Origin of the sequence: Acinetobacter sp. TR11 (assembly GCF_027105035.1) — a bacterium.
Lineage (GTDB): Bacteria > Pseudomonadota > Gammaproteobacteria > Pseudomonadales > Moraxellaceae > Acinetobacter.
In genome coordinates this window covers 281,408-306,753 of record NZ_CP114256.1, presented here as the reverse complement: position 1 = coordinate 306,753, position 25,346 = coordinate 281,408, and the positions used below count along the sequence as shown (strand labels likewise).

The window sequence follows — 25,346 nt, the reverse complement described above, 5'->3', positions numbered from 1 at the left end:
ACTAATTCGTTTTGGTCTTTAATTGATACGGATACAATATCTCATCTAACAATCCGTAAGGCTAAAGGATATACTGACCATAATTAGTTTGCCATTCGCTCTTATTAAAACTTACTTATTATGAAAAAGCTATCCAGTTCTGGTATTGTTCGTCCATTTTTTTTGATGCTTATTATTATATTAGTCTCACTTCCAATGGGATTTTATGGCATGTATCTCTATCTAGCACCCTCTTTGCCTGATATGAGTTCATTAAAAAAGGCACCTTTACTAAAACCATTGCAAGTTTATACGGCAGATAATAAGTTAATTGCAGAGTATGGCGGCAAACTTTCAATTCCGGTGAAATATGAGCAGATTCCACCAGCATTTATTCATGCATTTCTAGCAGCGGAAGATTCGTCATTTTTTGAGCATAATGGGATTAGTTTTAAGGGCTTGGGGCGAGCACTAACAGAATCTATTACAGGGTCAGATGTACAAACTGGTGGTTCAACCATTACCATGCAGGTGGCAAAAAATTATTATTTGAGTCCAGAACGAACGCTAAAACGCAAACTAACTGAAGTTTTTCTTGCTCGCAAAATTGAGCAAAATCTCACCAAACAAGAAATTCTCAGCTCATACGTCAATAAGATCTTCTTAGGCAAAAATGCTTACGGAATTGCTGCAGCTGCACAAATCTATTACAACAAAAATATTAATCAGCTCACCATTGCACAAATGGCAATGATTGCAGGATTACCGAAAGCACCATCAAAATACAATCCCGTCGTAAATCCAGAACGCGCGCTTGAACGCAGGAATTGGATTTTAGGGCGTATGCTACAACTTGGCTATATTAATCAGAGTCAATATCAAAAAGCTGTTGCTGAGCCAATCAACCTCAATATGATTGATCGCTCTGTCAGTAATGTTTTCCCTTATGTTGGCGAAATGGTTCGTTCAGAATTGGTTGAGAACTTTGGCGAGCAGGCGATTGATTCAGGATATAAGGTATATACGACGATTGATAGTAATCGCCAACGTTACGCCGAACAATCAATTCAAGACGGTTTAGAAGCATACGATCGCCGCCATGGTTGGCGTGGGCCAGAAGCACATGACAAACCTCTTAACCAGTTTGTCCCATATGCAAATACCTATCCAGCACAAGTCATAAAAGTGAATAACAATTCTTTTGATGCTTTGATGCAAGATGGCTCAACAGTTACCGTAAATTGGGCAGGAATGTCATGGGTTCGCCCTTATCGGAATGCTAACAGTGTAGGCGGCGCGATATCCAATGCTTCACAAATCGTTAAAGTGAAAGATATTATTCGATTACGTCCAAATGAAAACAAAACCGTTTGGTCTTTAGTACAAGTTCCTAAAGTTCAGGGTCAATTGATTGCCTTGAATCCAAATGATGGCTCCATAGAAGCTGTGGTTGGTGGCTATAGTTTTTATCAATCTAAGTTTAACCGTGCGTTACAAGGGTGGAGACAACCAGGTTCAACTATTAAACCATTTGTTTATGCATTGGCACTTGAACGTGGTATGACACCTTATAGCATGGTGAACGATAGCCCCATCAGTATTGGCAAATGGTCTCCAAAAAACTCCGATGGACGTTACTTAGGCATGATTCCTCTACGTCGTGCATTATATTTGTCAAGGAATACGGTTTCTGTCCGTTTATTACAAACTGTAGGAATTGAACGCACACGCCAACTATTTATGGATTTTGGGTTACAAGAAGATCAAATTCCTCGTAACTACACAATCGCATTAGGAACACCTCAAGTACTCCCTGTGCAAATGGCTACAGGCTATGCCACTTTTGCAAATGGCGGTTATCGCATTCAGCCCCATTTTATTAAACGAATAGAAGATGCATCAGGCAAAGTAATTTATGAAGCAAATCCAGAATATGCTTGTATCCCTTGTATTAGTGATCCAAATGCCTATACAACAGCCGATGCTATTCAAGAGCAAGATGCTGTAAATGAAATCACCAATCAAACTTTAGATGATGTATCTGCCGCATCTGAAACTGTTGCGTCTAACTCTCAAACAGCCGCATCGACAAATAGTAATTATCGCCAAGCTCAACGCATTTTAAAATCTAGCTCAGCTTATGATATGGCTAACATTTTACGTGATGTGATTCAGCATGGTACGGGACGAGCAGCACTTAAAATCGGTCGTGACGATTTAGGCGGGAAAACAGGAACAACCAATGATGCAAAAGATGCTTGGTTTGCAGGTTTTAATGGCAAGTTAGTTGCAATCGCTTGGGTTGGTTTCGATCAACCACGCACACTCGGTCGACGTGAATACGGCGGAGTTGCTGCTTTACCAATTTGGACAAATTTCATGGCGAACTCACTTAAAGATACGCCATCGGCTTGGGTACATTTCGATAAAGACGCGAAAGATCCAATTTCATTCGACAAATTACAACTGGAGAAAAATGAAGGGCAAAAAGAATATCGTGCTTCCCCACCGTTGGCACGCCCACTTTATCGCCCTGCTCCTGTTGCACCAACTCGCTCCGCGCAAACTGACTTTTCAGATTTACCAGATACAGCGCTATCTGATGAAGAGCAAATTATTGTTCCAGCGAAAAAACAGCCACCAGCGATGGGAACAGCATCACCTCAAAAAGAACATGATGGTATTGAAAATTTAATTAATAATATTCAATAAATAAATTCAAAAGAAGCCATCAATTTGATGGCTTCTTTCTTTTCTGGAATACATAAATTTGAAAAGCGGCTGTCACTAAGAAATGCTGTTCTTGTTCTAAAATCATTCTTCGTTCAGGATTCGCTTTATAAGCATAAGGTGTCATAGCAATCAAATTTTTTAGCGCTTGTTGATCCAACTCGATTGCACTCTCTACAAGCTGTTGTTGCTGCAATTCAAATTGATCATCTAGCTGTTCTACAAATTTTTCTGGTTCGTGTAAATTTACTTGCTCAAATAAAGCTTCACGCAACCTATAGAGATGTCGAGGTGCAGGTGTCACCACAATCAAATGACCATTCTCTTGAAGAACACGTCTGATCTCTTCTTGTGGAATTGGGCTAAATAAACTAGTACATACATCGATTGAATGATCCTGTACAGGCAATGTTGCACCCGTCCCAACAATCCAAGTGACTTTGGAGTTGAGTTTTGCGGCTCGTTGTACAGCAGTTTTAGCAATATCCACACCTATACAGTGTTGAGTATGCGCTTGCATCGCACTGGTGTAATAACCTTCACCACAACCAATATCTAAAATAGTTTTCGGCTTGAGCCGCTGCAACAGTTCAACAATCGCCTGCTGTAACGGCTGATAAGCACCTGTTTGCAAAAATTCACGACGGGCCAATACCGACTCTGCAGTATCCCCTGGTGTCTTACTATGCTTATGCTGTACCACATGTAGATTGACATAACCTTGTTTGGCGACATCATAATGATGGCCTTTTTCACAACGCCAAGAACGCTCAACCAAATTCAATGATTGGCGACAAACAGGACACATCAATAAATTCATCTATTTTCTCCAAACATAAAAAAAGCTGGTGATCACCAGCTTCTTATTGAATCATGGTTTAACGCAACTTTAAGGTCATTAAGCCTAACACAACAAGGAAAATGGTAATAATCCAAAAACGAATAACAACCTGTGTTTCCTTCCAACCTTGTTTTTCATAATGATGGTGTAAAGGTGCCATCAAGAAAACGCGCTTATTCCGCATTCGCAATGAACCAATTTGTAAAAATACAGAAACGGCTTCCATCACAAAGACACCACCCATAATCGCAAATACGATTTCTTGGCGTACCATCACAGCAATTGTACCCAGCATCGCACCAAGTGCCAAAGCCCCGACATCGCCCATGAATACTTGGGCAGGATGGGCATTATACCAAAGGAATGCCAGACCCGCGCCAACCATGGCGGAACACACCACAACCAATTCAGAGGTATATTTCACATAGGAAATATGCAAATAATTGGCAAACCGAATATCACCTGATAAATAAGCAAATACGCCCAAACCTGCTGCAACCATGACAATTGGCATAATTGCCAATCCATCCAATCCATCCGTCAGATTGACTGCATTTGATGCCCCATTAATCACCAAATAAGTAAAAACAATAAATGCTAGACCAAATGGCACCGCTGAAAGTGGAATAGAGAGATTCTTAAAGAAGGGAATCAGCAAATCTAGCATATTTGCAGTATTCATTGGATTATCTTGTTGTTTTGCAATTAGATATAAAGCAATACCAGCACCTAATGATGCCACAGAAGTCCAAAAGAATTTTTTACGTGCAGGCAAACCAGCATTATCTTTATAACGAACTTTAATCCAGTCATCAGCCCAACCAACAGCACCAAAGACCACCATAACACCCAATACAATCCAAACATAAGGGTTTGATAAATCAGCCCACAATAAAGTACTAATACCGATGGATAGCAGGATTAGAATCCCTCCCATGGTTGGCGTACCCATCTTTTTGGCATGATTTTCAGGAGCAAATGAGCTTACCGCCTGACCATATTTTAAGGCTTGTAATTTACGGATCATCACAGGCCCTAAAGCCAAGCCAATGGTCAAAGCAGTTAATACACTCAACAAAGAGCGTAATGTTAAATAACGAACCACTTGGAAAGAGCTGTTATAGCCTGCCAATTGTTCAAATAACCATAACAACATTTAAATCTTCTCCATCAAGTCAGCCATCAACGTTTCCATATGGGTATAGCGAGAACCTTTAAATAGGAAACTCATGTGCTGGGGTTGATGTGTCTCTACTAAACTCATTAAAAATGACAAAGCTTGCCCCTGATTCAGAAAAGCTTGTAATTTTTTACCGTATTGTGTGCTTCTTGCACCTTCTTGAGTGGCAGGTGAGAATTCACCCACTGCAACTACAAAATGAATACCTTGCATCGAAACCAAATCTCGACCCAACAAATAATGTTGTTGCGCTGCTGTACTTCCAAGCTCACCAATATCCCCGATTACCATCACTTTAATGCCCGTTTGTTGAGCAAGCACTTCTGCTGCTGCACGCATTGAAGTTGGATTGGCATTATAAGTATCATCAATGAATAAGTGATTTTGGTGTTGAATAAAATTCAGACGCCCTTTGGCACCCTGTGCTTGTTCTAAGCCTTGTATAATATCATCAAGCGCAATCCCAATTGCCAAGGCAAATGCTGTTGCAGCAGTTGCATTTTGCACATTATGTGCACCTGCAAACGGTAGATCTACTGTCCGGATGCCCTGTGGAGTATGTAAATTGAATTTTGCTGATTGAGGATGTAATTCAACATCTGTTGCAAACACATCTCCACCCTGACCAAAACTCAGAATTGAATGAGCTTGAGCATTTTCACGAATGGCCGCTGTAAAATCATCATCAGCGGGAACGACCGATATTCCGTCAGGCAAAATATGTGCATAAATCTCTGACTTGGCACGACAAATTCCTTCACGTCCACCAAATTCACCTAAATGTGCCGTACCAATATTCAAAATTCCAGCCACATGCGGTTGAACCAGATGAGAAGTATAGTCAATTTCACCTTGATGACTCGCACCCAACTCCATCACAGCATATTGATGCTCTGAACGTAACTCAAGTAACATCATCGGGGCACCCAAATCATTATTCAGGTTACCACGCGTAATCAGCGTTGGTGCTAAACGGGATAAAATACTACCCAACATTTCTTTCGTGGTGGTTTTACCACTACTGCCTGTTAATGCAATGACTTTCAACTGTGGATTTTGCTGACGGCGATACGCTCCAAGATGCCCTAACGCCAAACGCGTATCTTTGACGATGAGTTGTGCAATATCTGCATCAATTGGGCGCTCTACAATTGCAATCTCACACCCTTGCGTCGCCACTTGAGCGATAAAGTTATGAGCATCAAAGCGCTCACCTTTTAAAGCAAGAAAAACATCTCCAGCTTCAGCATGACGAGAGTCAGTCAAAATACGCTTGATTTCGCTTTGTGGAATTTTATGATTATGCCACTCACCTTGAGTCGCTTGTTGTAATTGCTCTGCTGTCCAAGGTTCTAGTGGAACGGTGCTGGTTGTTGAAGTATGCATACGCTTTATTTACCTTTTAACCTTATTGCGCAGGATAAGCTGAATCGACTGAATGGGCTTGTGCATTAATCGCAGACTGTACCTCGACCACATCATCAAACCAGTGACGAACGCCATCCACCTCTTGATAGTTTTCATGACCTTTGCCCGCAATCACCACAATATCGCCTGCTTGAGCTTGAGCAACCACAAACTTAATCGCTTCACGACGATCATGGATTTCATGCACGATATGTTCTGAAAAATCTATTCCCTGCTTCATATCAGCAAAAATCTGTTCAGGATTTTCAGTTCGTGGATTATCCGAGGTGAGAACTACAGGATTAGCATGATCAAGCGCAGCCTGAGTCATTAAAGGACGCTTACCGCGATCGCGATCACCACCGCAGCCAAATACCGCCCATAATTGTCCAGTGACATGACGTTTCAACGTGGTTAACACCTGAATCAATGCATCAGGTGTATGTGCATAATCAACGACAAATAGACGATCCGTATCTTGAATCACTTGCATGCGCCCTGGGGCACCCTTAAGTTGCGGAACGAACTGCACTAAATCAGCAAGCGAAAAACCAGCATATTCTGCTGCAATCAAGCTTGCTAATAAATTTTCTACATTAAAATGCCCAAGCAATGGGCTTTGCACAGCAAAAGTACCTATTGGACTAATCAATGTAAAACTTGCACCACTCAAGCGATATTGCAAATGATCAATATGATAATCCGCAGAAGTTTGAGTCAAAGAATAAGTCAAAACTTTCGGTTTTGATGGATTCTGTTTTGCAGCAGCTAGCATCACGTTTGCATGTGCATCGTCGATGTTAATTACAACGACTTTTAAAGTGGTAAATTTAAATAATAGCGCCTTAGCTTCTGCATAAGCCTCTAAAGTACCGTGATAATCTAAATGATCACGACTTAAATTACTATAAACTGCAATTTCAAGATCGCAACCATTCAGACGACCTTGTTCCAGACCATGGGAACTCGCCTCAAGTGCAACAAAATTAGCCCCTTGTTTAGCGTAATCATGCAATGCCTGCTGTAATTGCAGCGCATCTAAAGTGGTGTGGGTTGAGGGGGTCAAGTTTGGCAAGATACCATTGCCTGTTGTCCCCATCACTGCACAGCCTTTCGCTTGTGAACTGACTAATTCTGCAATCAGACGTGAAATGGTGGTTTTACCATTGGTGCCGGTGACTGCAATTCCTCGTAATGGCTGTACAGGATCGACCGCTTGTAAATATTGCTGCTGCCATTCACCCATAAGAAAACGCACTTCAGGGCAAACCCACTCGTTCGCAAGCCCTAAACTTGTTTCACTAATAACCGCCAATGCCCCTGCATTCAGCGCATTTTGTGCAAATTGACGGGTTTTTTCAGGTTGGCTATAACTACTTAAAGCAATAAAAATTTGTCCAACTTCAATCTTACGGCTGTCTAGACAAAAGCCTTGAAAAGGCTGAGTGAACCAAGCCGCATCGATACGAATCGGATATATCTGCTGAAAACTAATCGACATAATCTACCTACGGATTGGATTTTATAGAGGTATCAAGTGGTTTATCTAAAGGAACATTCAGTAATCGTAGCGACTCTTGCATAATTCTCGCAAAAACGGGCGCTGCAACGAGACCACCATAATAACGGCCTTGAGGATTTTCAACGACGATAATCATCGCCAGACGAGGATCACTCACTGGAGCAACCCCAGCAAATAAAGCACGATATTCATTACTCGAATAACCTTTACGGTCAGCTCGTAATTTATGTGCTGTACCTGTTTTACCACCAACACGATAACCAGGAATATTGGCCTGCGTAGCTGTACCACCAGGCATAGTAACCTGCTCAAGCATCAATAACACTTGATCTGCAATCTTAGGATCAAGTACTTGCTTACCTTGAGGTGCTTGATCTAATTTTCTTAGACTTAATGGCATCTCCACACCATGGTTTGCGAGCATCGCATAACCTTGTGCAACTTGGAGAATGGTTGCGTTTAAACCATAACCATACGCCATCGTACCCAACTGAGATGGGTTTAACTTATCACCCGAATACAGCAGACCAGCGCTCTCACCCGGGAATTTCACATCAGAACGATGCCCAAAACCAACACGACGGAAGAATGAAGGTACTGCATCCTTTGGTAGTGACAATGCGAGTTTTGCTGAACCCACGTTAGATGATTTAACAATAATACCTGTCAGAGTTAATGCACCATAGTTGTGTGTATCACGAATGGTATGCCATCCCAACTTCATTGAACCTGGTGACGTATTAACAATTGTGTTTGGTGTGTATTTGCCACTTTCTAAGGCAGCCGCAACGGTAAATGGCTTCATGGTCGAACCAGGCTCAAACATATCAATTGCGCCACGGTTACGCATTGCATCTTTGTTGGCTAAACCATTTTTATCATTCGGGTTATACGATGGCCAACTGGTCATTGCCAAAATTTCGCCCGTTTTTACATCTACAGCAATAGCGGTTGCCGAACGAGCATTATTTGCGACACCAGCAGCCGTCAATTCACGATACATAATATATTGCAAACGTGAGTCGATACTGAGTGTGACATTTTCACCTGACTCGACTTCTTTAATCACTTCTGAAACTTTAAGACGGTTACCTTTTTTATCCCGAATAATTTTTTGTTCACCATCTACCCCTGACAACTGTTTATTCAGTTGCATTTCTAAACCTTCAACCCCAACCCCTTCACTATTGGTTAAACCAATAATTTGTGCATTCGGCTGCGGTTGCGGATAGTAACGCTTATACGTCTTTTCGGCGTAAACCCCTTGAAAGTTTCGCTTGGTAATGAGGTCAGCTTGCTGAGGTGGAATTTCCTTTTGCAATACCAAATAACGTGAACGTGGTCGATCACTCATTTGCTTCTTCAAATCATTACGATCAACACCCACTGCATCTGCCAATTCATCTAAATTTAGATTCTTATCTGGCAACTGACGTTTGAGTTTACGGTTGGTTGGGTCTTTTTGTAGTTCTGCCGTAATGTCATCATACTGCTTTTTAGTCTCCCAATAATCTCTTGGGTCAATCACGATTTTCATAATCGGTGTACTAATCGCCAAAGGCACACCATGGCGATCACTAATCACCCCACGCATCGCTTCTAAGCGTTCGGTACGTAAAATATTGGCATTGGCTTTGTTCTGCAAAAAGTCTTTATTGACCACTTGCACATAAAAGGCGCGCGCGATCAAGACAATAAAGCAAAGGAGCACTGTTCCCCAAAGCAAATAAAATCGCCACATATCCAAAGCAAGTGTTGGTCTTTCAGAAATGGACTGCTGTTTTTTTCGTATTGGTTTGCTTCGCTTATCTGCCATACAGCATGCCTTATTTGTCTTGCTTTGAAGTCATAGGTAAAGAAATCACGACGGTTTGTGCAGCAGGCGGTGAAAACATGCGTAACTGTGTCACAGCACGAGAACCAATCTGTGCAGTCGCACCAAAGGTTTGTTGCTCGATCAATAAACGCCCCCATTCGGCATTTAAATCATCTTTTTCACGCATATACCCACTCAAATCACGATAATCATGACGATATTCAAATACTTGAAACACCACCATCATCGCACTAATGAAGACCAATGCAAGAAGCACAGCATACACCACAACTTTTTTCAGTCCCTTTTTACTACTGGATAAAACCTCATCATCATTTTTTTTATTCATTATCTACCTTTTTGCTCTAAACGCTCTGCCACACGCAACCATGCACTACGTGAACGAGGATTTGCTTTTACTTCTGCTTCACTCGCACGAATACGAGACACTTTCTTTAAACGTCGCGTATCAACCTGTGCTTGAGGCATCCCCCAACCATGATCTTCCGCTAAAGTTGATTCTTTTTGGATAAACTGTTTAATCAAACGATCTTCCAAAGAGTGGAAGCTAATCACAGCCAACTGTCCTTGTACTTTCAACAATTCTACAGCTTGCGGTAAAAATGTTTCAATATCATCAAGCTCTTTATTAATTGCAATACGAATCGCTTGGAAAGTACGTGTTGCTGGGTGTTTGTGCTTTTCCCATTTCGGATGAGCAACTTTGACAATTTCTGCAAGTTGAGCAGTTGTCGTAATTTCACCTGCCAATTTAATCGCTTTGGCAATACGACGGCTATAACGCTCTTCGCCATATTGGAAAATAATATTGGCTAATTTTTCTTCTTCGATTTTTAATAACCACTCAGCCGCAGTCAAACCTTGAGAATTATCCATACGCATGTCTAGCGGGCCATCTTGCATAAAGCTAAACCCACGTTCAGCTTGGTCAAGTTGCGGTGAGGACACGCCTAAGTCCGCCATAATGCCATCGACTTCGGTAATACCAATATTTGTTAATTCCGCCTGAATATCGGCAAAACTGGCATGAATAATTTTAAACCGCGGATCTTCTTGTTCTAATTGCGCGGCAACTTCAAGTGCCTGAGGATCTTTGTCAAAGGCGTAAACACGTGCATTTTGATCCAATTTGGAAAGTAAGAGCTTAGTATGCCCTCCTCGACCAAACGTTGCATCGACAAAAACACCAGTATCGCGACCTGCCAATACGCCATCAACGGTTTCATGAAGTAAGACAGAAATATGCGACATAGGAATGGGATCAACAGCTAAAAATGTAACTGCACATTATCACCTTGTTTTATCCCAGTACCAAACGACTTTTTGTAGAGAATTCTTAACTTTTCATAGATAAAACCGTTTTCTTATCATTTTTTACGCAACAAAAAAGCAAATACTCCGTGTATTTGCTTTCCCATATTCAATCACAAATTTTATATGTAATTTATTTACTGTTTATCTGCATAAATTTGATCAAAAATCGCACCATTCACAAAGTGGGTTTTCTGCGCTTTTGTCCATCCACCAAATACATCATTAATGCTGAAGAGTTTGATCTTTGGAAATTGTTTCGCATATTGTGCTGCAACTTGCGGATTACGTGGACGGAAATAATGTTTTGCCGCAAGTTCCTGCCCTAAAGGTGAATAAAGAAAATTTAAATAGCCTCGCGCTAAATTGCGATTACCATCTTTATCCACGGTTTTATCTACAATCGCAACTGAAGGCTCAGCCAAAATCGAAATTGATGGATAAACAATATCGTATTTATCTTTACCTAAACCTTGGGTCGCCAATAAAGCTTCATTTTCCCATGACAGTAACACATCGCCTATACCTCGCTCAGCGAATGTAGTTAAAGAACCTCGCGCTCCCGAATCAAGCACTTTGACATTTTGGTATAATTTTTTGACTAAATCACGGGCTTTAGTCTCATTACCACCGGGTTGTTTCAAGGCATAGCCCCATGCCGATAAATAGATCCAACGCGGTGCTCCACCTGTTTTCGGATTTGGGGTAATAATTTCGACACCCTCTTTGGTGAGATCATTCCAATCACGGATATTTTTCGGATTTCCTTTGCGGACAAGGAATACTACCGTTGATGTATAGGGTGCAGAATTATTTTTAAATTGTTTTTGCCAATCTTTACGAATGAGACCTGCATTGGCAATTTCATCAATATCATTGGCTAATGCTAAGGTCACAACATCAGCCTGCAAACCATCAATCACCGATCGTGCCTGTTTACCCGAACCGCCATGCGATTGTTTAAAGTCTACATTTTGACCTGTTCTTTGTTTCCAATACTGACCAAATGCTTGATTATATTCTTGATAAAATTCACGTGTTGGATCATAGGATACATTCAGAAATGTTGTTGCTGCTTGCGCCACACTATTTAAACCTAAAGTGAGCAATGCCGCTGCGATCACTGTTTTCATTTATTATTCACTCATTTTCTGTATATTTGTGACCACTATATTTATTTAAAAATAATTTACAATCATATGGTTATATCAATAATTTAGAAATTATTCTTTTTTTTATATATCGTAATATTAAGGATATATTGCAGTTAAAATACTAAATGTTTATTCATGTTATTTTTATTTTGAGAAAAATTATCATTCTCCACTTTTTCTACACATTTGCTTGTTAAATTTGATTTGCACATATTCTAGCCATCAGGCTTACAATACCCAAAAGTGTGTTTATTTATTATTTTTTTGTAAAAAGTGTGACTTAGTTATGCTTTTTTATTAAAATTTATGTTTGAATCGTATGCTTAAAGCAATACTATAGTCATTTAGTTAGTCTTGTAGACTCGAAGTCATGAAGGGGATGTTACCGTGCAAGCATCAAAACTTAAAAAAACACTATGCTTAAGCTTATTTTTGGTGTGTTCTATTCAAGTTGGACATGCAGCTGCAATTAAAGAAAACAATAATATTAAAACGATAGACAAATCGTCTTCGTTAATTGTGAAAGCGCTTGATCAACAAAAACGTAATACGGCCATGTTGCCTTCAACAGATGACGAATTAAAAATGTTGAATACGATCCGCACAACGCCAACACAAACGTTCTTTGCAAGCCAACACGAACGTTTTTCGCGCTTTGTTCAGACTATTTTTCAACCGCATACATCTTAATCTTTTAAATATGTAAAGCTCTACATGTTTAAATAAGCCTAGTCATGCCGTGACTAGGCTTTTTCGTTATAATAGTTTCAATTTTAATTTAAGCTTCGATAATTTATGAAAGTTCGTACCCGTATTGCGCCTTCTCCTACAGGTTTCCCTCATGTAGGTACTGCTTATATTGCATTATTTAATTTATGTTTTGCTAAAGAGCACGGCGGTGAATTTATTTTACGTATTGAGGACACAGACCAACTCCGTTCAACTCCTGAATCTGAAAAAATGATTTTAGATTCTTTACGTTGGTTGGGGTTGAACTGGTCAGAAGGCCCAGATGTCGGTGGCCCACATGCACCTTATCGTCAGTCAGAACGTATGGGAATTTATAAGCAATACGCTTTAGACCTGATTGAAAAGGGTCATGCGTTCTACTGTTTTGCAACCGCAGAAGAACTTGACCAAATGCGTGCAGAGCAGCAAGCACGTGGTGAAACGCCAAAATATGATGGTCGCGGCTTAAAACTTTCACAAGAAGAAGTACAACAACGCCTTGCTGCGGGTGAACCACATGTCATTCGAATGAAAGTACCTGAAGATGGTATTTGTAAGATTAATGATTTACTTCGTGGTGAAGTGGAGATTCCTTGGGCACAAGTTGACATGCAAGTGTTGCTAAAAACGGATGGTTTACCAACTTATCATCTTGCTAATGTCGTGGATGACCACTTAATGGAAATCACTCACGTGTTACGTGGGGAAGAATGGCTGCCTTCAGCGCCTAAACATCAGTTACTTTACCAATATTTTGGTTGGGAAATGCCAACTTTATGTCATATGCCATTGTTACGTAACCCAGATAAATCAAAACTTTCTAAACGCAAGAACCCAACTTCTATTAACTACTATCGCGACATCGGTGTATTACCAGAAGCATTATTGAATTATTTAGGTCGCATGGGTTGGTCAATGCCTGATGAGCGTGAAGTATTCACATTACAGGACATGGTTGAAAACTTTGATGTACAGCGTGTTTCATTGGGCGGCCCAATCTTTGATGTTGAAAAACTTAATTGGCTGAACGGTCAATGGATCAAAGGCTTAACACCGGGGCAACTTCTAGATCGCCTATTAACATGGAAAAGCGACCGTCAAACACTTGAAGACATTGCAGCTGCGATTCAACCTCGTATCAATCTACTTTCAGAAGCTGTGAATTGGGCTGGTTTCTATTTCAATCACATGCCACAAATCAGTAAAGAACAGTTTGAAAGCAAAAAATTGACCGAAGAACAAGTTCGTCAAAGCTTACAATTTGCAATTTGGCGCTTAGAAAGTCAGTTTACGTGGAATAATGATACTGTCAGCCAAACGCTGATGGATTTAGCCACTCAAATGGAAGTTAAACTTCGTGACTTTATGCCAGCATTCTTTATTGCGATTGCGGGTTCAACGAGTTCAACGCCTGTGATGCAATCTATGGTAACATTGGGTCCTGATTTGACTTTTGCACGTTTGCGTCATGCCTTAGAAATCGTAGGTGCACCAAGCAAGAAAGAACTTAAAGTTTGGGAAAAATTAAACGAATCACTCAAACTGCCGAAAAATGATGCAAATAGTGAGAATTAATTCAGTTTAATCATTGACGTGTGAGCGCATTCGCCCTAATATTGCGCTCACACAGACTGGGGTCATAGCTCAGTTGGTAGAGCGCTACAATGGCATTGTAGAGGTCAGCAGTTCGATCCTGCTTGGCTCCACCAAACTTCAATTTGTGTTGCCTCAATAAGTCCCTATCGTCTAGAGGCCTAGGACATCGCCCTTTCACGGCGGTAACCGGGGTTCGAATCCCCGTAGGGACGCCATATTTATGCAAAATAATTAAAATTATAATTTTCAACTAAACATTCATTTATTCAGATTGCACATTTCAAAATTTTACATAAAATACTTGCTTCTCCACGCTTGGACAAATTGTGGTATGCAATCTTCCAACTCAAATGCTACCTCTGAATCAAAAACATTAAAACGTGCAATGAGCACCCGTCACCTAGTTATGCTTTCATTAGGAGGTGCAATTGGTACAGGTTTATTTTTAGGTTCTGGAGAGGTCATCGCTCAAACGGGTCCTATCGGCGCAATTATTGCCTACTTTTTAGGTGGTTTAATTGCCTATATGGTTATGCTCTGTTTAGGTGAGCTCGCAGTACATATGCCTGTGGCTGGATCTTTTGGCGCATACGCTCAAAAATATATTGGCCCAGGAACGGGTTATATGATTTCTTGGCTGTATTGGCTGACATGGACCGCAACGCTTGGTACAGAATTTACTGCCGCAGCCTTACTCATGCAAGAATGGTTCCCTCATATTTCGATGTGGATTTGGACCATTATTTTTGCGATTACAATTTTAGGATTAAATTTAAGTTCAACCCGCATTTTTGCTGAATCAGAGTTTTGGCTTGCATTAGTCAAAGTCATTACCGTTATTGCCTTTATCCTTTTAGGTTTATGCGCAATTTTTGGTTTCATTCCATTCCAAGGCACTGAATCAGCACCGTTATTTCATAACTTAACGGCACATGGTTGGTTTCCACAAGGTCTTTTTCCAATTTTCACCACGATGTTAATTGTTAACTTTGCCTTTTCTGGAACTGAACTCATTGGTGTTGCCGCAGGTGAAACCCAAAATCCAGCTGAAAATGTTCCTAAAGCAATTAATGCAGCAATTTGGCGACTATTAATTTTCTTTGTGGGTACGATTGTTGTTATTAGTGCATTACTTCCATTCCATGTAGCTGGCTTAGGCGGTGACGGAGTGAGTAGCAGTCCTTTCGTAACAGTATTTAAATACATCGGTATTCCATATGCTGACGATATTATTCGCTTCGTGATTATTACTGCCTTATTATCCGCTGCAAACTCAGGTCTCTATGCGGCTTCCCGCATGATGTGGTCTTTATCTGATCAACGCCAACTACCAAGCATATTCTCAAAATTGTCTAAGAGTGGTACGCCTATCATTGCGCTAGTGGTAACCATGTTTGGCGCAATTCCCGGATTACTATCTGAGCATTTTGCCCCAGAGACAATTTTCAAAAATTTACTAGGTGTTGCTGCATTTACCATGGTCATCGTGTGGATGAGTATTTGTTGGAGTCAGTTTAACTTTAGACGCCAATGGTACAAGGCTGGACATTCAGCAAAAGATTTAAAATTTGCTGCACCACTTTATCCAATCGTTCCCATCTTAGGTTTTGTTTTCTGTTTAATTACAGGTCTCAGCATGGCATACGATCCTGAAATGCAGGCTGGTTTTATTGGATGTTTACTGTTTATTGCCGCTTGTTATTTAAGTTACTACGTTTTTTACCGTGATCGTAAATAAAATGGCAATAAATAAAAAATGCAGCTTAGGCTGCATTTTTTATTTAACTTAAATTAACTTACTTGACAATTTTACTTTAACTTCCTTATTTTGATTATTTATTCTACGATATGTTTTATTTTTAGACACTCACAAGATTTTTTTGGATTTTCTTTGGAAAAGTGTTTGACACCCTACCCAATTCACCCTAATATACGCCCACCTCTGAAACGTCCCTATCGTCTAGAGGCCTAGGACATCGCCCTTTCACGGCGGTAACCGGGGTTCGAATCCCCGTAGGGACGCCAATATTTATTATTGTTTTCAGATGTATGCCTCATATAAGTCCCTATCGTCTAGAGGCCTAGGACATCGCCCTTTCACGGCGGTAACCGGGGTTCGAATCCCCGTAGGGACGCCAAATTCTAAAAAGCCACTGCATTGACAGTGGCTTTTTTATTACTTACTCACTTCCAATTCCAACTTGAACTTCTAAACGTCCAGACTGAACACGTAAGCCTCGGATCTCAAATTGATCAACTAATTGTTGTACCAATTCGCGACTCTCTTGCAAAATATTAAGTCCTGGCAAAATACTAAAATCAGTCAAGCTTAATAGCTTATCGACCATCCATGAGCGGTTATTAATGAAATCAATAAAACCCGCTTCTTCAAGGTCGATATACCATAAACGATGCCCTTCTTTTTGAATCCCCGGCACATCACGAATGAGGTGATTGATCAAAAATGGGATCGGTAAGGAATTAATCACTTCAAAGCTGATATTACCGACACGTCTTGCTGCCCAATTTGTTAAAGTACCACCATGACGAATTTGTAAATCCAAATGCTCATCGACCTGACAAAGACGTAAATATTTTTCCTGCCCAATACGACATTCTAAAACATTGAATTCTAAAGACAGACGATATAGGAAACGGCGATAGTGGCCATCTAATTCGATATGAAAGCGATCATTGCCACATTCAATTTTAATATCATCAATTTCAGAACGATCCATACGTTTCCGAATTTGATTATTGAGCAGCATTTCAGGCAAATATAAGGTGAGGCTACTTTTTCCTAACGATGCTCGTGCCATTGCTAACGCAACTTGACGCGCTGCTTCGCTAGTTTCTGATACCATATCACGAACAGTATTTCGCATCCCTTCAACACCACGTTTGGTGTGATGGGTAACTTGATCTAAGGCATCTAAGGCGGCATCTGCGACACCTGCGATATTACGAGAGGTATCACTCGCAAACTCAACAGCATCTTGTGCGTGCTGTAATGTCTTATTGATTAACCGACGTGATAAAGACGGTTTCTCATCTGATGATTCTATATCTGCAGGCATAATATCGAACATTGCCTTTTTATCATCTTGTCGATTCAAGATGTTCTCCCTCTTCCCTTTCTCAGCAACTCAATTTTGATATGAGCAACAATCTGTTTTATAAACTTATTGGCTGTTTTTATGTAGATTAGCATGCTATTTAGCGCAATTTGCGTCTTTTTGTTGCACACTTTTAAATTAATTTAATCGTCCATTTTCTAAATATGTTTCAGAAAACGTTACATTTCACCTTCTTCGAGCTGCACTTTTTCATCCATATCTGCTTTTAATAACATTTGATTCAGACGAAGTTGTTTATACTTTTCTAGCGCAATTTCAATAGAAACAAGTTTTTCCTGTATATCGACTGTCTCTAAATGACCAACTTCTCGCAATGCCACCCAAGCGGCTTGCATTTTATCAAAGTCGTTCCCTTTCTCTAGTTTTTGTTGCATCCAATCAAATAAAGCTTGCGCACGTTGTTCAGCTTTAAATTGATAAGCAAATAAACCACTTGAAAGTGCAATTTCATTCAACTTACCCATCCAATTCAATTGTAGCTGTTGCGAGCAATAACGCTGCTTTACCAAATAAGGTTCTAAAATATTCTTTTGGAACATGTGAGCAAAGCTCACCATTTCATTGACAACAATATCTCGCTGCTCATATAAAGCAGGTCTTTCAGCGTGTTGTTTATCAAGACGAAAGTCACCCAAAAATTGCATCAGCCCTTGCTCTAGAACTAGTTGTATTGGTCCTGAAATAATGGTCGGCTGTTGTTCATATTCAACTTTAGATAAAGCCTGTATAAATTCTTCACTTTGAATCGGCTCGACCAGCCATCTCCAAATATCCAGATCTTTTTGAATCGCCAACCATAACTTCAACAATAGAGTATCAGCACACTGTTGATCATTTTTCAAAAGACGTAATAGGGCATTTTGTATCGCACTAGATTCTGCAAGACCTGCAAATACGAGCGGATGAGTTAAAAGTTGTGGTGCATTTGCAATCACTTCTTTATTGTAAGGAAGCTGAAAATCCCGTCCGCCTAGCATTCCGCCGATTGACTTGCCCAGTGAATTTAAGCTACGCCCAACATCTGCCAAAATATTCGTTTCTATCGCTTGCGTTTGCAATATCACTGCTGGCAACAAAGCATTTACCGCAGATTTCAACGTTTTTAGATAGGTTTTTTGATCAACTGGTTTTTCAAATTTAGAGAGTAAATCAATTGCATATTCAACATCGCTTACATTAGGCATGTACTCAGACTGGTTGCGATTTACTAAACACGCTATATATGCATAAAAAGCAATTTCACTCCGCTGTATAGACTGCTGTGAAGCCCATTCATACTGTTTGATCGCTTCAGTATATTGTTCTGCGCCTGCATAGGCTTTTGCTAAAGCCACCGCATGTTTTGCACTTGGATATTGCTGTTGAAAATAGAGCAATAAATCAATCTTAGGTTGTTGATCTAAACATTTATCTAGCTGACGTAAATAAAGATTGATTTGTGGCTGTGTCGGTTGAGGCACAACAAAATTGAGCTGATAAACCAAACATTGTTCATACCATGCATGTTTTCTGGCATGAGATTCATAACTTGGAATAAATTCGTTTTCAATTAATTTGATGAGTTGTGATGTATATAGAATATCTTCATCTGTCTCATGCTGGAATTTCCATTGCTTTGGTAACGAGACTTTAAACAATTTTAAAAAGAAATTTGCACTTAAATCAGGACTCTCCATGCTAACCAACATTAGCTTGTCTTGGGTCGAAAGATGACCTTCGCCCTTTTCGATGCGAGCTAATCGTAATTTTAGAAGTTTGGTAGGCAGCATGCGAGTCCTTGCGCATTATTCAACACATTCAGTTCACAAATTAGCATGACTGATATTATTTTAGCGAACAGGTTTAGACGAGCTGCGACCGATATGGATTGCTCGAATCAACTTAATATTTTAAAGATAGTATAAAATAAGTAAGTTTATGTATTTGAACAACGTAGGATTTTAGCTTTTGCATAATTTTCGCTAAAATAAGCAAAATACTATAGGAAATCTTTATGCAATATCGTTGCCCTAAATGCCAAAGCGTTAAAATTATGCCTGTCAGTCAGGGTACAAATAGCCCTCGCCCTAATGTGCCTAAAAGCTTGGTGCTTTTAGTTCCTGCTATTTTTATTTTACTGGTGTTGGTGTTAATTAGTGTTGCAATGTGGATTTTTGGGCATGGCGCTGGTCAAGGCCTGCAAATTGCGACCGTTGCAGTATTTATTGTCTGTGTCATCGCGGGCATCTTATTTTGGCGAGATTTACCTGATTTCAAAATTTCAATGCAGGCTTTTATGCAAGCGCAAAAGCATTGGAAATGTCGTGACTGTAATCACGAATGGCAAAACTAACACGTTGCTCTAAATTCCAATTCACATCAGCTCAGTGCTGATGTGAATGAGTGTGTTGTTCATCTTCAACATGTTGATGAGTATGCTGACAATTCATTTCAGCATCATCTTCGATCTGTAAAGTCACTTCGGCAATACCATGTTCATGCGATAACATTTCAATTGCAGCACGATGCAACTGATTACGATCAACATTCGGTGCAAACAAATGTACGGTAAGATGAATATTCTTCGATGTAATTGCCCAGACCTTTAATTGGTGGATACTCTCAACACCATCTAAACCCAACAGATCAGTGCGCAACTTTTCAATATCAACCTCTTCAGGTACACCCTCTAATAAAATATTGATACTTTGTCTGAGCAAAATCCATGTTCTTGGTAAGACCCAAAAACCGATCGCGACCGCAATAATAGTATCAACCCAATACCAGTTGGTGTAATAAATAATCACAGCACCAATAATGACGCCCACAGAACCTAATGCATCACTCAGCACTTCTAAATAAGCACCTTTCATGTTCAAACTTTCAGTCGCACTCGACATCAAAATTTTCATTGAAATCAAATTAATGATTAATCCAATTGATGCGACCACCAACATGCCTATACTTTGAATTTCGGGCGGTTGGGTAAAACGTTGATAGGCTTCGTAAAGAATATACATCGCCACAAAAAATAGCATAGATGCATTAAATAATGCCGCCAAAATCTCGAAACGCTGATAACCGAAGGTACGCTTATCATCAGCAGGGCGTTTGGCAATTTTAATCGCTGCTAAAGCAATCGCTAATGCAGCGGCATCAGTAAACATATGTGCAGCATCGGAAAGTAATGCCAAACTCTGTGTGATGATACCTGCGATAAATTCGATGACTAAAAAAGTCGTGGTCAGTATTAGCGCAATCGTTAGTTTTTTTGCATTGCCTTCTGTAACAGCAGCATGACTATGATCATGCCCTTGATGTCCACTCATGTTGGACTCCTTATCATTTTATAAGTAAGAAGCTTCTTTTATCTTGCTTACACTGCCTCGAATTAAAGCCTAAATCAAATGGTATGTGTATAGGCATCTTCCTACTTTAAAGGATCAAAGTAGGCAAAATCCTTTGTAGGTCTGACGGTACATCCATGCTACCGCAGCCCTACAGGCGGCATCCATGCCGCCTATCACAATAGCGAATACTGATTTAGATTCCTCTAAATGACACTAATCAGAAACTTTCTCATTCATCCAGCGATAAACTACAGGCAAAATCAGCAATGTTAGTAAAGTAGAAGAAATAATCCCACCTATCACAACTGTCGCTAATGGGCGTTGTACTTCTGCACCTGTGCCTGTGGCAATTGCCATCGGAATAAAACCCAACGATGCCACGAAGGCAGTCATCAGAACGGGGCGTAATCGGAGAATCGCTCCCTGCCATGTCGCTTTATGTACATTAAACTGCTCACGAAGCTCTTTGATGAAACTCAGCATCACTAAACCGTTGAGTACTGCGACACCAGAGAGCGCAATGAACCCAACACCTGCTGACATCGACAATGGAATATCACGCAGCCAAAGCGCAACCAAACCACCTGACAACGCAAATGGCACACCACTGAATACCAACAGGCTTTCCTTAAAGTTATGAAACACTGCCATCAATAAAATAAAGATGGTAATCAATGCCAGTGGAATCACAATTTGCATACGAGCCGCCGCAGAAGCCAGATTTTCAAATTGTCCACCAAACTCTAGCCAATAACCTGCTGGCAGAGGTTGTTGTTTTAATGTCGCTTGTAACTCCTGCACAAATGAACCCAAGTCACGCCCTTCAACATTTGCGGTGACAATGACACGGCGTTTACCATTTTCACGACCAACTTGGCTCATCCCTGAAATCGTTTCCACTTTGGCAACATCTTGCAACTGAATCAAACCACCATTCGGCAATTGAATAGGTAACTGCGCTAAGTTCTGTGCTGTACGTTGTGCATCAGGCAAACGAATTTCAAAATCAAAACGACGATCACCTTGCAAAATCTGTCCAACATTTTGACCACCCACGCTCGCTGCAACCACATCCTGAATGGTTTTTACCGACAGGCCATATTGCGCAGCTAATGCATGATTGATATCCACATTAAGTACTGGTAAACCTGTGGTTTGTTCTACTTTGACCGCAGTCGCACCCGAAATTTTCTGTACTTTTTGTGCAATCGCCTGTGCTTGAGTGTTCAGCACATTCATATCATCACCAAAGACTTTGATCCCGACATCACTACGTACACCTGAGATCAATTCATTAAAACGGAGTTCAATTGGTTGTGAAAATTCACTGTTATTACCTGGGATGGTTTCCAAAAATACCTGCATACGGCTACGCAATTCATCAATGGTTTCTTTTGGATTTTCCCATTGATCACGCGGTTTTAACAAAATCACGGCATCTGAGATATTCGGCGGCATCACATCGGTCGCAACCTCAGCAGTCCCCGTTCTAGCAAATACCGCTTTGACTTCTGAAAAATTCTTCATAATTAACTTTTCAGTATTTTCCTGCATACGTAAAGACTGCTCCAAGCCTGTGCTTGGCGAACGCATTTGTTGTAAGGCGAAATCTCCTTCACTCAGTTGTGGCGCAAATTCACTGCCAATTTGGGTCGTCAGTACGCCACTCAGTACCAAAATACTTAGGGCTAAAGCCACTACCACCATTTTGAATTGATATGCCCAATCGAGAATCTGTTGGTATTTACGTTTTAAGCCTTGCATCCAACGAGATTCTTTTTCTTTGACTTCACCTGTAATAAACAATGCAACCGCAGCGGGTACAAATGTTACCGACAAAATCATCGCACCCAACAATGCCATTACCACCGTCATTGCCATTGGATGGAACATTTTCGCTTCTACACCTGTCAAAGCAAAGATGGGTAAATACACCACCATAATAATGGCCTGACCAAATAGGAGTGGTTTCCGTGCTTGCTTGGCTGCCAAAAAGACTTCTTTAAAGCGTTCCTGTCGTGTGAGTAAGCGTCCAGCATGATGCTGTGCCTCCGCCAGCCGTCGAATACAGTTTTCAACAATGACCACTGCACCATCGACGATGATCCCAAAATCTAATGCACCTAAACTCATTAAATTGGCACTGATATTTTGTTCAGCCATACCCGTTAAGGTGAACAACATTGACAACGGAATCACACAGGCAGTAATCAAAGCAGCACGGAAGTTGCCCAAGAAAATAAATAGAATCACGATGACTAAAATCGCGCCTTCTACTAAGTTTTTCTGAACCGTTTTAATGGCTTTATTTACTAAGCTCGTACGGTCATACACCGTTTCAATTTCAACGCCTTTGGGTAAAGTCAGCTGAATTTCCTTGATCTTGCTATCAACCGCTTGGGCAACTGTACGGCTATTTTCACCCATCATCATCATAGCGATACCAAGCACGGTTTCCTCGCCATTATATGTGGCAGCACCTGTACGCAAATCATGTCCGATCGCTACTGAAGCCACATCTGCAACACGAATGGGTAGACCATTTTTAACCGAGACAGTAATGTTTTGAATATCCTCAACTGTACTGAGCATACCCGGCACACGTACCGTTAGTTGTTGTCCATTTTCCTCAATAAAACCTGCGCCTCGGTTTTCATTGTTCTCTTGCAATGCAGCTTGGAACGCTGACAAGGAGATTTGAAGCTGCTGTAAACGCTTTAAATCAGGTGAAACAATATAGGTTTTGTTGTAGCCGCCAATACTATTAATTTCAGCCACACCTTTAACACGCTGTAATTGTGGACGCACAATCCAATCTTGGATTTCTCGTAGATCCATCGCACTATACGGCGTTCCATCTTCTTTTTTTGCATCGGGTTTAGCTTTAATCACCCATTGGTAAATCTCTCCAAGCCCCGTAGAGATCGGTGACATCACAGGATCAACCGCATCTGGCAATTGTCCATCTGCCTCTTGCAAACGTTGATTAATTAACTGCCTTGCCCAGTAAATATCCGTGCCATCTTTAAAAATAATGGTGACTTGCGATAAGCCATAACGAGAAATCGAACGGGTTTGTTCTAGATCTGGAATACCTGCCATCGCTGTTTCGATCGGATAGGTAATCCGCTGTTCTACCTCCAAAGCGGTATAACCATTCGCTTGGGTATTAATTTGTACTTGAGTATTGGTAATATCAGGAACTGCATCTATCGGAAGCTTTTGATAGCTCCAAATACCAACTGCAATCCACGTCATCACAAATAGCATCACCCAAATGGCATTACGAATCGAAAATTGAATCAATCGATCAAATAAACCTTCAGGCTTGGGGAATTGAGGAGAGTTAATGCCCATGTTCAGCCTCCCCTTTTTCCAGTTCTGATTTCAACAAGAAACTACCTGTTGCTACATAAGACTGGCCCGCACTCAAACCTTGGGTAATTTCGACCCATTGTCCATCTTGGGTACGTTGACCGATCTGAACAGGAATCGCTTTGAAATCAAAACCCTTTTTCTGATTCGCTTGAGCAACGAAAACGACATCTTTACCGTCCACCTGCTGAATCGCTTCAGAACTTACGCGAATTGCAGACGTTTTTGAACCTGCTTGTAATTCAACATTCACCATCAAGTTTGGACGTAATTCAGTTGCATTTGACAGCACTTTGGCACGAATCTGTAAACGACCTGTTTGTGCATCAGCTTCAGTCGTTAAACTTTGAACTTGGGCATTAAAGAGATTGCCTGTTTGCAGTGATTTAAATCGAATCTGCTGATTGGGCTGTACATTGATACTCGCTAAGGTTGGTAATACAAATTCCAACCAAAGTTGATCTAACTGATCAATGGTAAATAGTTGATCTGCAAGTTGAACATTTTCACCAATAACAATGTCTTTATTACTAATCACACCATTGATCGGTGCAGTTAGCGTATAGCGGCCACTTGAGCCAGAAGCTGCACCAAAGGCGCTAAGACGTGAACGTGCTGCTTGGACCTGAATCTGTGCTTGACGATAAGCATTATAAGCACGCTGATAGTCTTGTTTGGCAGAAATCCCTTGCGACCATAAACTACGTTCACGCTCATAATCCTGCTGGGCTAAATCCAAATTTGTTTGAGCAATTTGTAGATTCGCTTGCTGATCCACTAAGTCTGGTACTAATAAGTTTGCCAAAGCCTGACCACGTTTCACTTGCTGACCTAATTCAACATAAACGGATTCAACACGACCAGCAAAACTTGGTGAAACATGCGCTTGGCGATCTGTATTCACCACTAATTTTGCAGGAAAAGTTTGAACCTGATTCACTTCACCCAAAGCCACTTGTGCCAATTTGACACTATGCTGTTGCATCTGCTCTGCTGTTAGGCTGAGGCTTTCTTCAGCCTCATGTTCCTCATCCTTTTCATCATGTTTAGGTTCATCTTTTTCATTTTCTTGATGGGCATGTTCCTGCTCACCTTGTGCGGCAGTTTCAGAAGTCTTGGTTTTTTTATTCCATAATAGTCCTACTGCCAAAACGATTGTGAGTACCGCAATCACAGCGATCCAAAGCCATTGAGAACGTGTTTTTTGTTTCATATCCAT

Annotated in this window: 17 protein-coding genes, 4 tRNA genes and 1 pseudogene; 9 read left to right on the top strand and 13 right to left on the bottom strand. The window is 40.7% G+C overall.

Annotated elements, in window-relative coordinates; translation table 11 throughout:
* Window positions 1–120: 120 nt before the first annotated feature.
* Entirely contained in the window at window positions 121–2,691 is a 2,571-nt protein-coding gene (ponA, locus tag O1450_RS01395; protein ID WP_269229434.1) for a penicillin-binding protein PBP1a, read from the top strand.
* Between the two features lie 19 nt (window positions 2,692–2,710).
* On the opposite strand, the gene O1450_RS01390 is transcribed toward ponA, so the two are convergent.
* From O1450_RS01390 to O1450_RS01355, 8 genes and pseudogenes are all read right to left on the bottom strand, one after another.
* On the bottom strand, window positions 2,711–3,529 hold the full coding sequence (locus tag O1450_RS01390; RefSeq protein WP_269229433.1) for a putative RNA methyltransferase: 819 nt from the start codon (window positions 3,527–3,529) through the stop codon (window positions 2,711–2,713).
* Between the two features lie 58 nt (window positions 3,530–3,587).
* Window positions 3,588–4,706 (bottom strand): phospho-N-acetylmuramoyl-pentapeptide-transferase, encoded by a 1,119-nt coding sequence (mraY, locus tag O1450_RS01385; protein ID WP_004660135.1) that lies wholly within the window; start codon window positions 4,704–4,706, stop codon window positions 3,588–3,590.
* Window positions 4,707–6,116 (bottom strand): UDP-N-acetylmuramoyl-tripeptide--D-alanyl-D-alanine ligase, encoded by a 1,410-nt coding sequence (locus tag O1450_RS01380; protein ID WP_269229432.1) that lies wholly within the window; start codon window positions 6,114–6,116, stop codon window positions 4,707–4,709.
* Window positions 6,117–6,138: 22 nt separating this feature from the next.
* Window positions 6,139–7,638 carry a UDP-N-acetylmuramoyl-L-alanyl-D-glutamate--2,6-diaminopimelate ligase gene (locus tag O1450_RS01375; RefSeq protein WP_269229431.1) on the bottom strand — a complete coding sequence of 500 codons (1,500 nt, stop codon included), beginning with the start codon at window positions 7,636–7,638 and terminating at the stop codon, window positions 6,139–6,141.
* Between the two features lie 3 nt (window positions 7,639–7,641).
* A pseudogene (gene ftsI, locus O1450_RS01370) lies at window positions 7,642–9,475 on the bottom strand (penicillin-binding protein PBP3).
* A 10-nt stretch (window positions 9,476–9,485) separates the two neighbouring features.
* Entirely contained in the window at window positions 9,486–9,824 is a 339-nt protein-coding gene (gene ftsL, locus O1450_RS01365) for a cell division protein FtsL (protein WP_241334606.1), read from the bottom strand.
* Window positions 9,824–10,747 carry a 16S rRNA (cytosine(1402)-N(4))-methyltransferase RsmH gene (gene rsmH / locus O1450_RS01360; RefSeq protein ID WP_269229430.1) on the bottom strand — a complete coding sequence of 308 codons (924 nt, stop codon included), beginning with the start codon at window positions 10,745–10,747 and terminating at the stop codon, window positions 9,824–9,826. Before rsmH ends, ftsL begins: the two co-directional genes overlap by 1 nt.
* 197 nt (window positions 10,748–10,944) lie before the next feature.
* The gene (locus O1450_RS01355) at window positions 10,945–11,940 is read right to left on the bottom strand and encodes a sulfate ABC transporter substrate-binding protein (RefSeq protein WP_269229429.1); all 996 of its coding nucleotides are present in this window, start codon (window positions 11,938–11,940) and stop codon (window positions 10,945–10,947) included.
* A gap of 465 nt (window positions 11,941–12,405) precedes the next feature.
* Between O1450_RS01355 and O1450_RS01350 the strand changes: the two genes are divergently transcribed.
* From O1450_RS01350 to O1450_RS01320, 7 genes are all read left to right on the top strand, one after another.
* Window positions 12,406–12,651 carry a DUF4179 domain-containing protein gene (locus tag O1450_RS01350; protein WP_413772447.1) on the top strand — a complete coding sequence of 82 codons (246 nt, stop codon included), beginning with the start codon at window positions 12,406–12,408 and terminating at the stop codon, window positions 12,649–12,651.
* 105 nt (window positions 12,652–12,756) lie between these two features.
* A complete protein-coding gene (gltX, locus tag O1450_RS01345) occupies window positions 12,757–14,265 on the top strand; it encodes a glutamate--tRNA ligase (RefSeq protein ID WP_269229428.1) in 1,509 nt (502 codons plus the stop codon).
* A gap of 58 nt (window positions 14,266–14,323) precedes the next feature.
* Window positions 14,324–14,399, top strand: a tRNA-Ala gene (locus tag O1450_RS01340).
* Window positions 14,400–14,425: 26 nt separating this feature from the next.
* Window positions 14,426–14,501, top strand: a tRNA-Glu gene (locus tag O1450_RS01335).
* A gap of 116 nt (window positions 14,502–14,617) precedes the next feature.
* Entirely contained in the window at window positions 14,618–16,024 is a 1,407-nt protein-coding gene (locus O1450_RS01330) for an amino acid permease (protein WP_269229427.1), read from the top strand.
* A 211-nt stretch (window positions 16,025–16,235) separates the two neighbouring features.
* Window positions 16,236–16,311 (top strand) — tRNA-Glu (locus O1450_RS01325).
* Between the two features lie 37 nt (window positions 16,312–16,348).
* Window positions 16,349–16,424: transfer RNA gene (locus tag O1450_RS01320), tRNA-Glu, on the top strand.
* A 42-nt stretch (window positions 16,425–16,466) separates the two neighbouring features.
* Here O1450_RS01320 and O1450_RS01315 read toward each other — a convergent pair.
* On the bottom strand, window positions 16,467–17,402 hold the full coding sequence (locus tag O1450_RS01315) for a hypothetical protein (protein ID WP_004660107.1): 936 nt from the start codon (window positions 17,400–17,402) through the stop codon (window positions 16,467–16,469).
* Between the two features lie 179 nt (window positions 17,403–17,581).
* Window positions 17,582–19,192 (bottom strand): hypothetical protein, encoded by a 1,611-nt coding sequence (locus O1450_RS01310; protein ID WP_269229426.1) that lies wholly within the window; start codon window positions 19,190–19,192, stop codon window positions 17,582–17,584.
* A 224-nt stretch (window positions 19,193–19,416) separates the two neighbouring features.
* Between O1450_RS01310 and O1450_RS01305 the strand changes: the two genes are divergently transcribed.
* Entirely contained in the window at window positions 19,417–19,755 is a 339-nt protein-coding gene (locus tag O1450_RS01305) for a hypothetical protein (RefSeq protein ID WP_004660100.1), read from the top strand.
* A gap of 31 nt (window positions 19,756–19,786) precedes the next feature.
* Here O1450_RS01305 and O1450_RS01300 read toward each other — a convergent pair whose 3' ends face one another.
* The 3 genes from O1450_RS01300 to O1450_RS01290 form a co-directional block, all read right to left on the bottom strand.
* Window positions 19,787–20,731, bottom strand: coding sequence for a cation diffusion facilitator family transporter (locus O1450_RS01300; protein ID WP_034600869.1), 945 nt, complete (start codon window positions 20,729–20,731; stop codon window positions 19,787–19,789).
* A gap of 234 nt (window positions 20,732–20,965) precedes the next feature.
* Entirely contained in the window at window positions 20,966–24,109 is a 3,144-nt protein-coding gene (locus O1450_RS01295; RefSeq protein WP_269229425.1) for an efflux RND transporter permease subunit, read from the bottom strand.
* Complete coding sequence (locus tag O1450_RS01290; protein ID WP_269229424.1) at window positions 24,099–25,346, bottom strand: efflux RND transporter periplasmic adaptor subunit; 1,248 nt, start codon at window positions 25,344–25,346, stop codon at window positions 24,099–24,101. Before O1450_RS01290 ends, O1450_RS01295 begins: the two co-directional genes overlap by 11 nt.

Coding starts and splice junctions, on each gene's coding strand:
- ponA (WP_269229434.1), top strand. CDS start 121: ATGAAAAAGCTATCCAGTTCTGGTATTGTTCGTCCATTTTTTTTGATG.
- rsmH (WP_269229430.1), bottom strand. CDS start 10,747: ATGTCGCATATTTCTGTCTTACTTCATGAAACCGTTGATGGCGTATTG.
- O1450_RS01300 (WP_034600869.1), bottom strand. CDS start 20,731: ATGAGTGGACATCAAGGGCATGATCATAGTCATGCTGCTGTTACAGAA.
- O1450_RS01290 (WP_269229424.1), bottom strand. CDS start 25,346: ATGGATATGAAACAAAAAACACGTTCTCAATGGCTTTGGATCGCTGTG.
- O1450_RS01330 (WP_269229427.1), top strand. CDS start 14,618: ATGCAATCTTCCAACTCAAATGCTACCTCTGAATCAAAAACATTAAAA.
- O1450_RS01375 (WP_269229431.1), bottom strand. CDS start 7,638: ATGTCGATTAGTTTTCAGCAGATATATCCGATTCGTATCGATGCGGCT.
- gltX (WP_269229428.1), top strand. CDS start 12,757: ATGAAAGTTCGTACCCGTATTGCGCCTTCTCCTACAGGTTTCCCTCAT.
- mraY (WP_004660135.1), bottom strand. CDS start 4,706: ATGTTGTTATGGTTATTTGAACAATTGGCAGGCTATAACAGCTCTTTC.
- ftsL (WP_241334606.1), bottom strand. CDS start 9,824: ATGAATAAAAAAAATGATGATGAGGTTTTATCCAGTAGTAAAAAGGGA.
- O1450_RS01380 (WP_269229432.1), bottom strand. CDS start 6,116: ATGCATACTTCAACAACCAGCACCGTTCCACTAGAACCTTGGACAGCA.
- O1450_RS01355 (WP_269229429.1), bottom strand. CDS start 11,940: ATGAAAACAGTGATCGCAGCGGCATTGCTCACTTTAGGTTTAAATAGT.
- O1450_RS01305 (WP_004660100.1), top strand. CDS start 19,417: ATGCAATATCGTTGCCCTAAATGCCAAAGCGTTAAAATTATGCCTGTC.
- O1450_RS01310 (WP_269229426.1), bottom strand. CDS start 19,192: ATGCTGCCTACCAAACTTCTAAAATTACGATTAGCTCGCATCGAAAAG.
- O1450_RS01390 (WP_269229433.1), bottom strand. CDS start 3,529: ATGAATTTATTGATGTGTCCTGTTTGTCGCCAATCATTGAATTTGGTT.
- O1450_RS01295 (WP_269229425.1), bottom strand. CDS start 24,109: ATGGGCATTAACTCTCCTCAATTCCCCAAGCCTGAAGGTTTATTTGAT.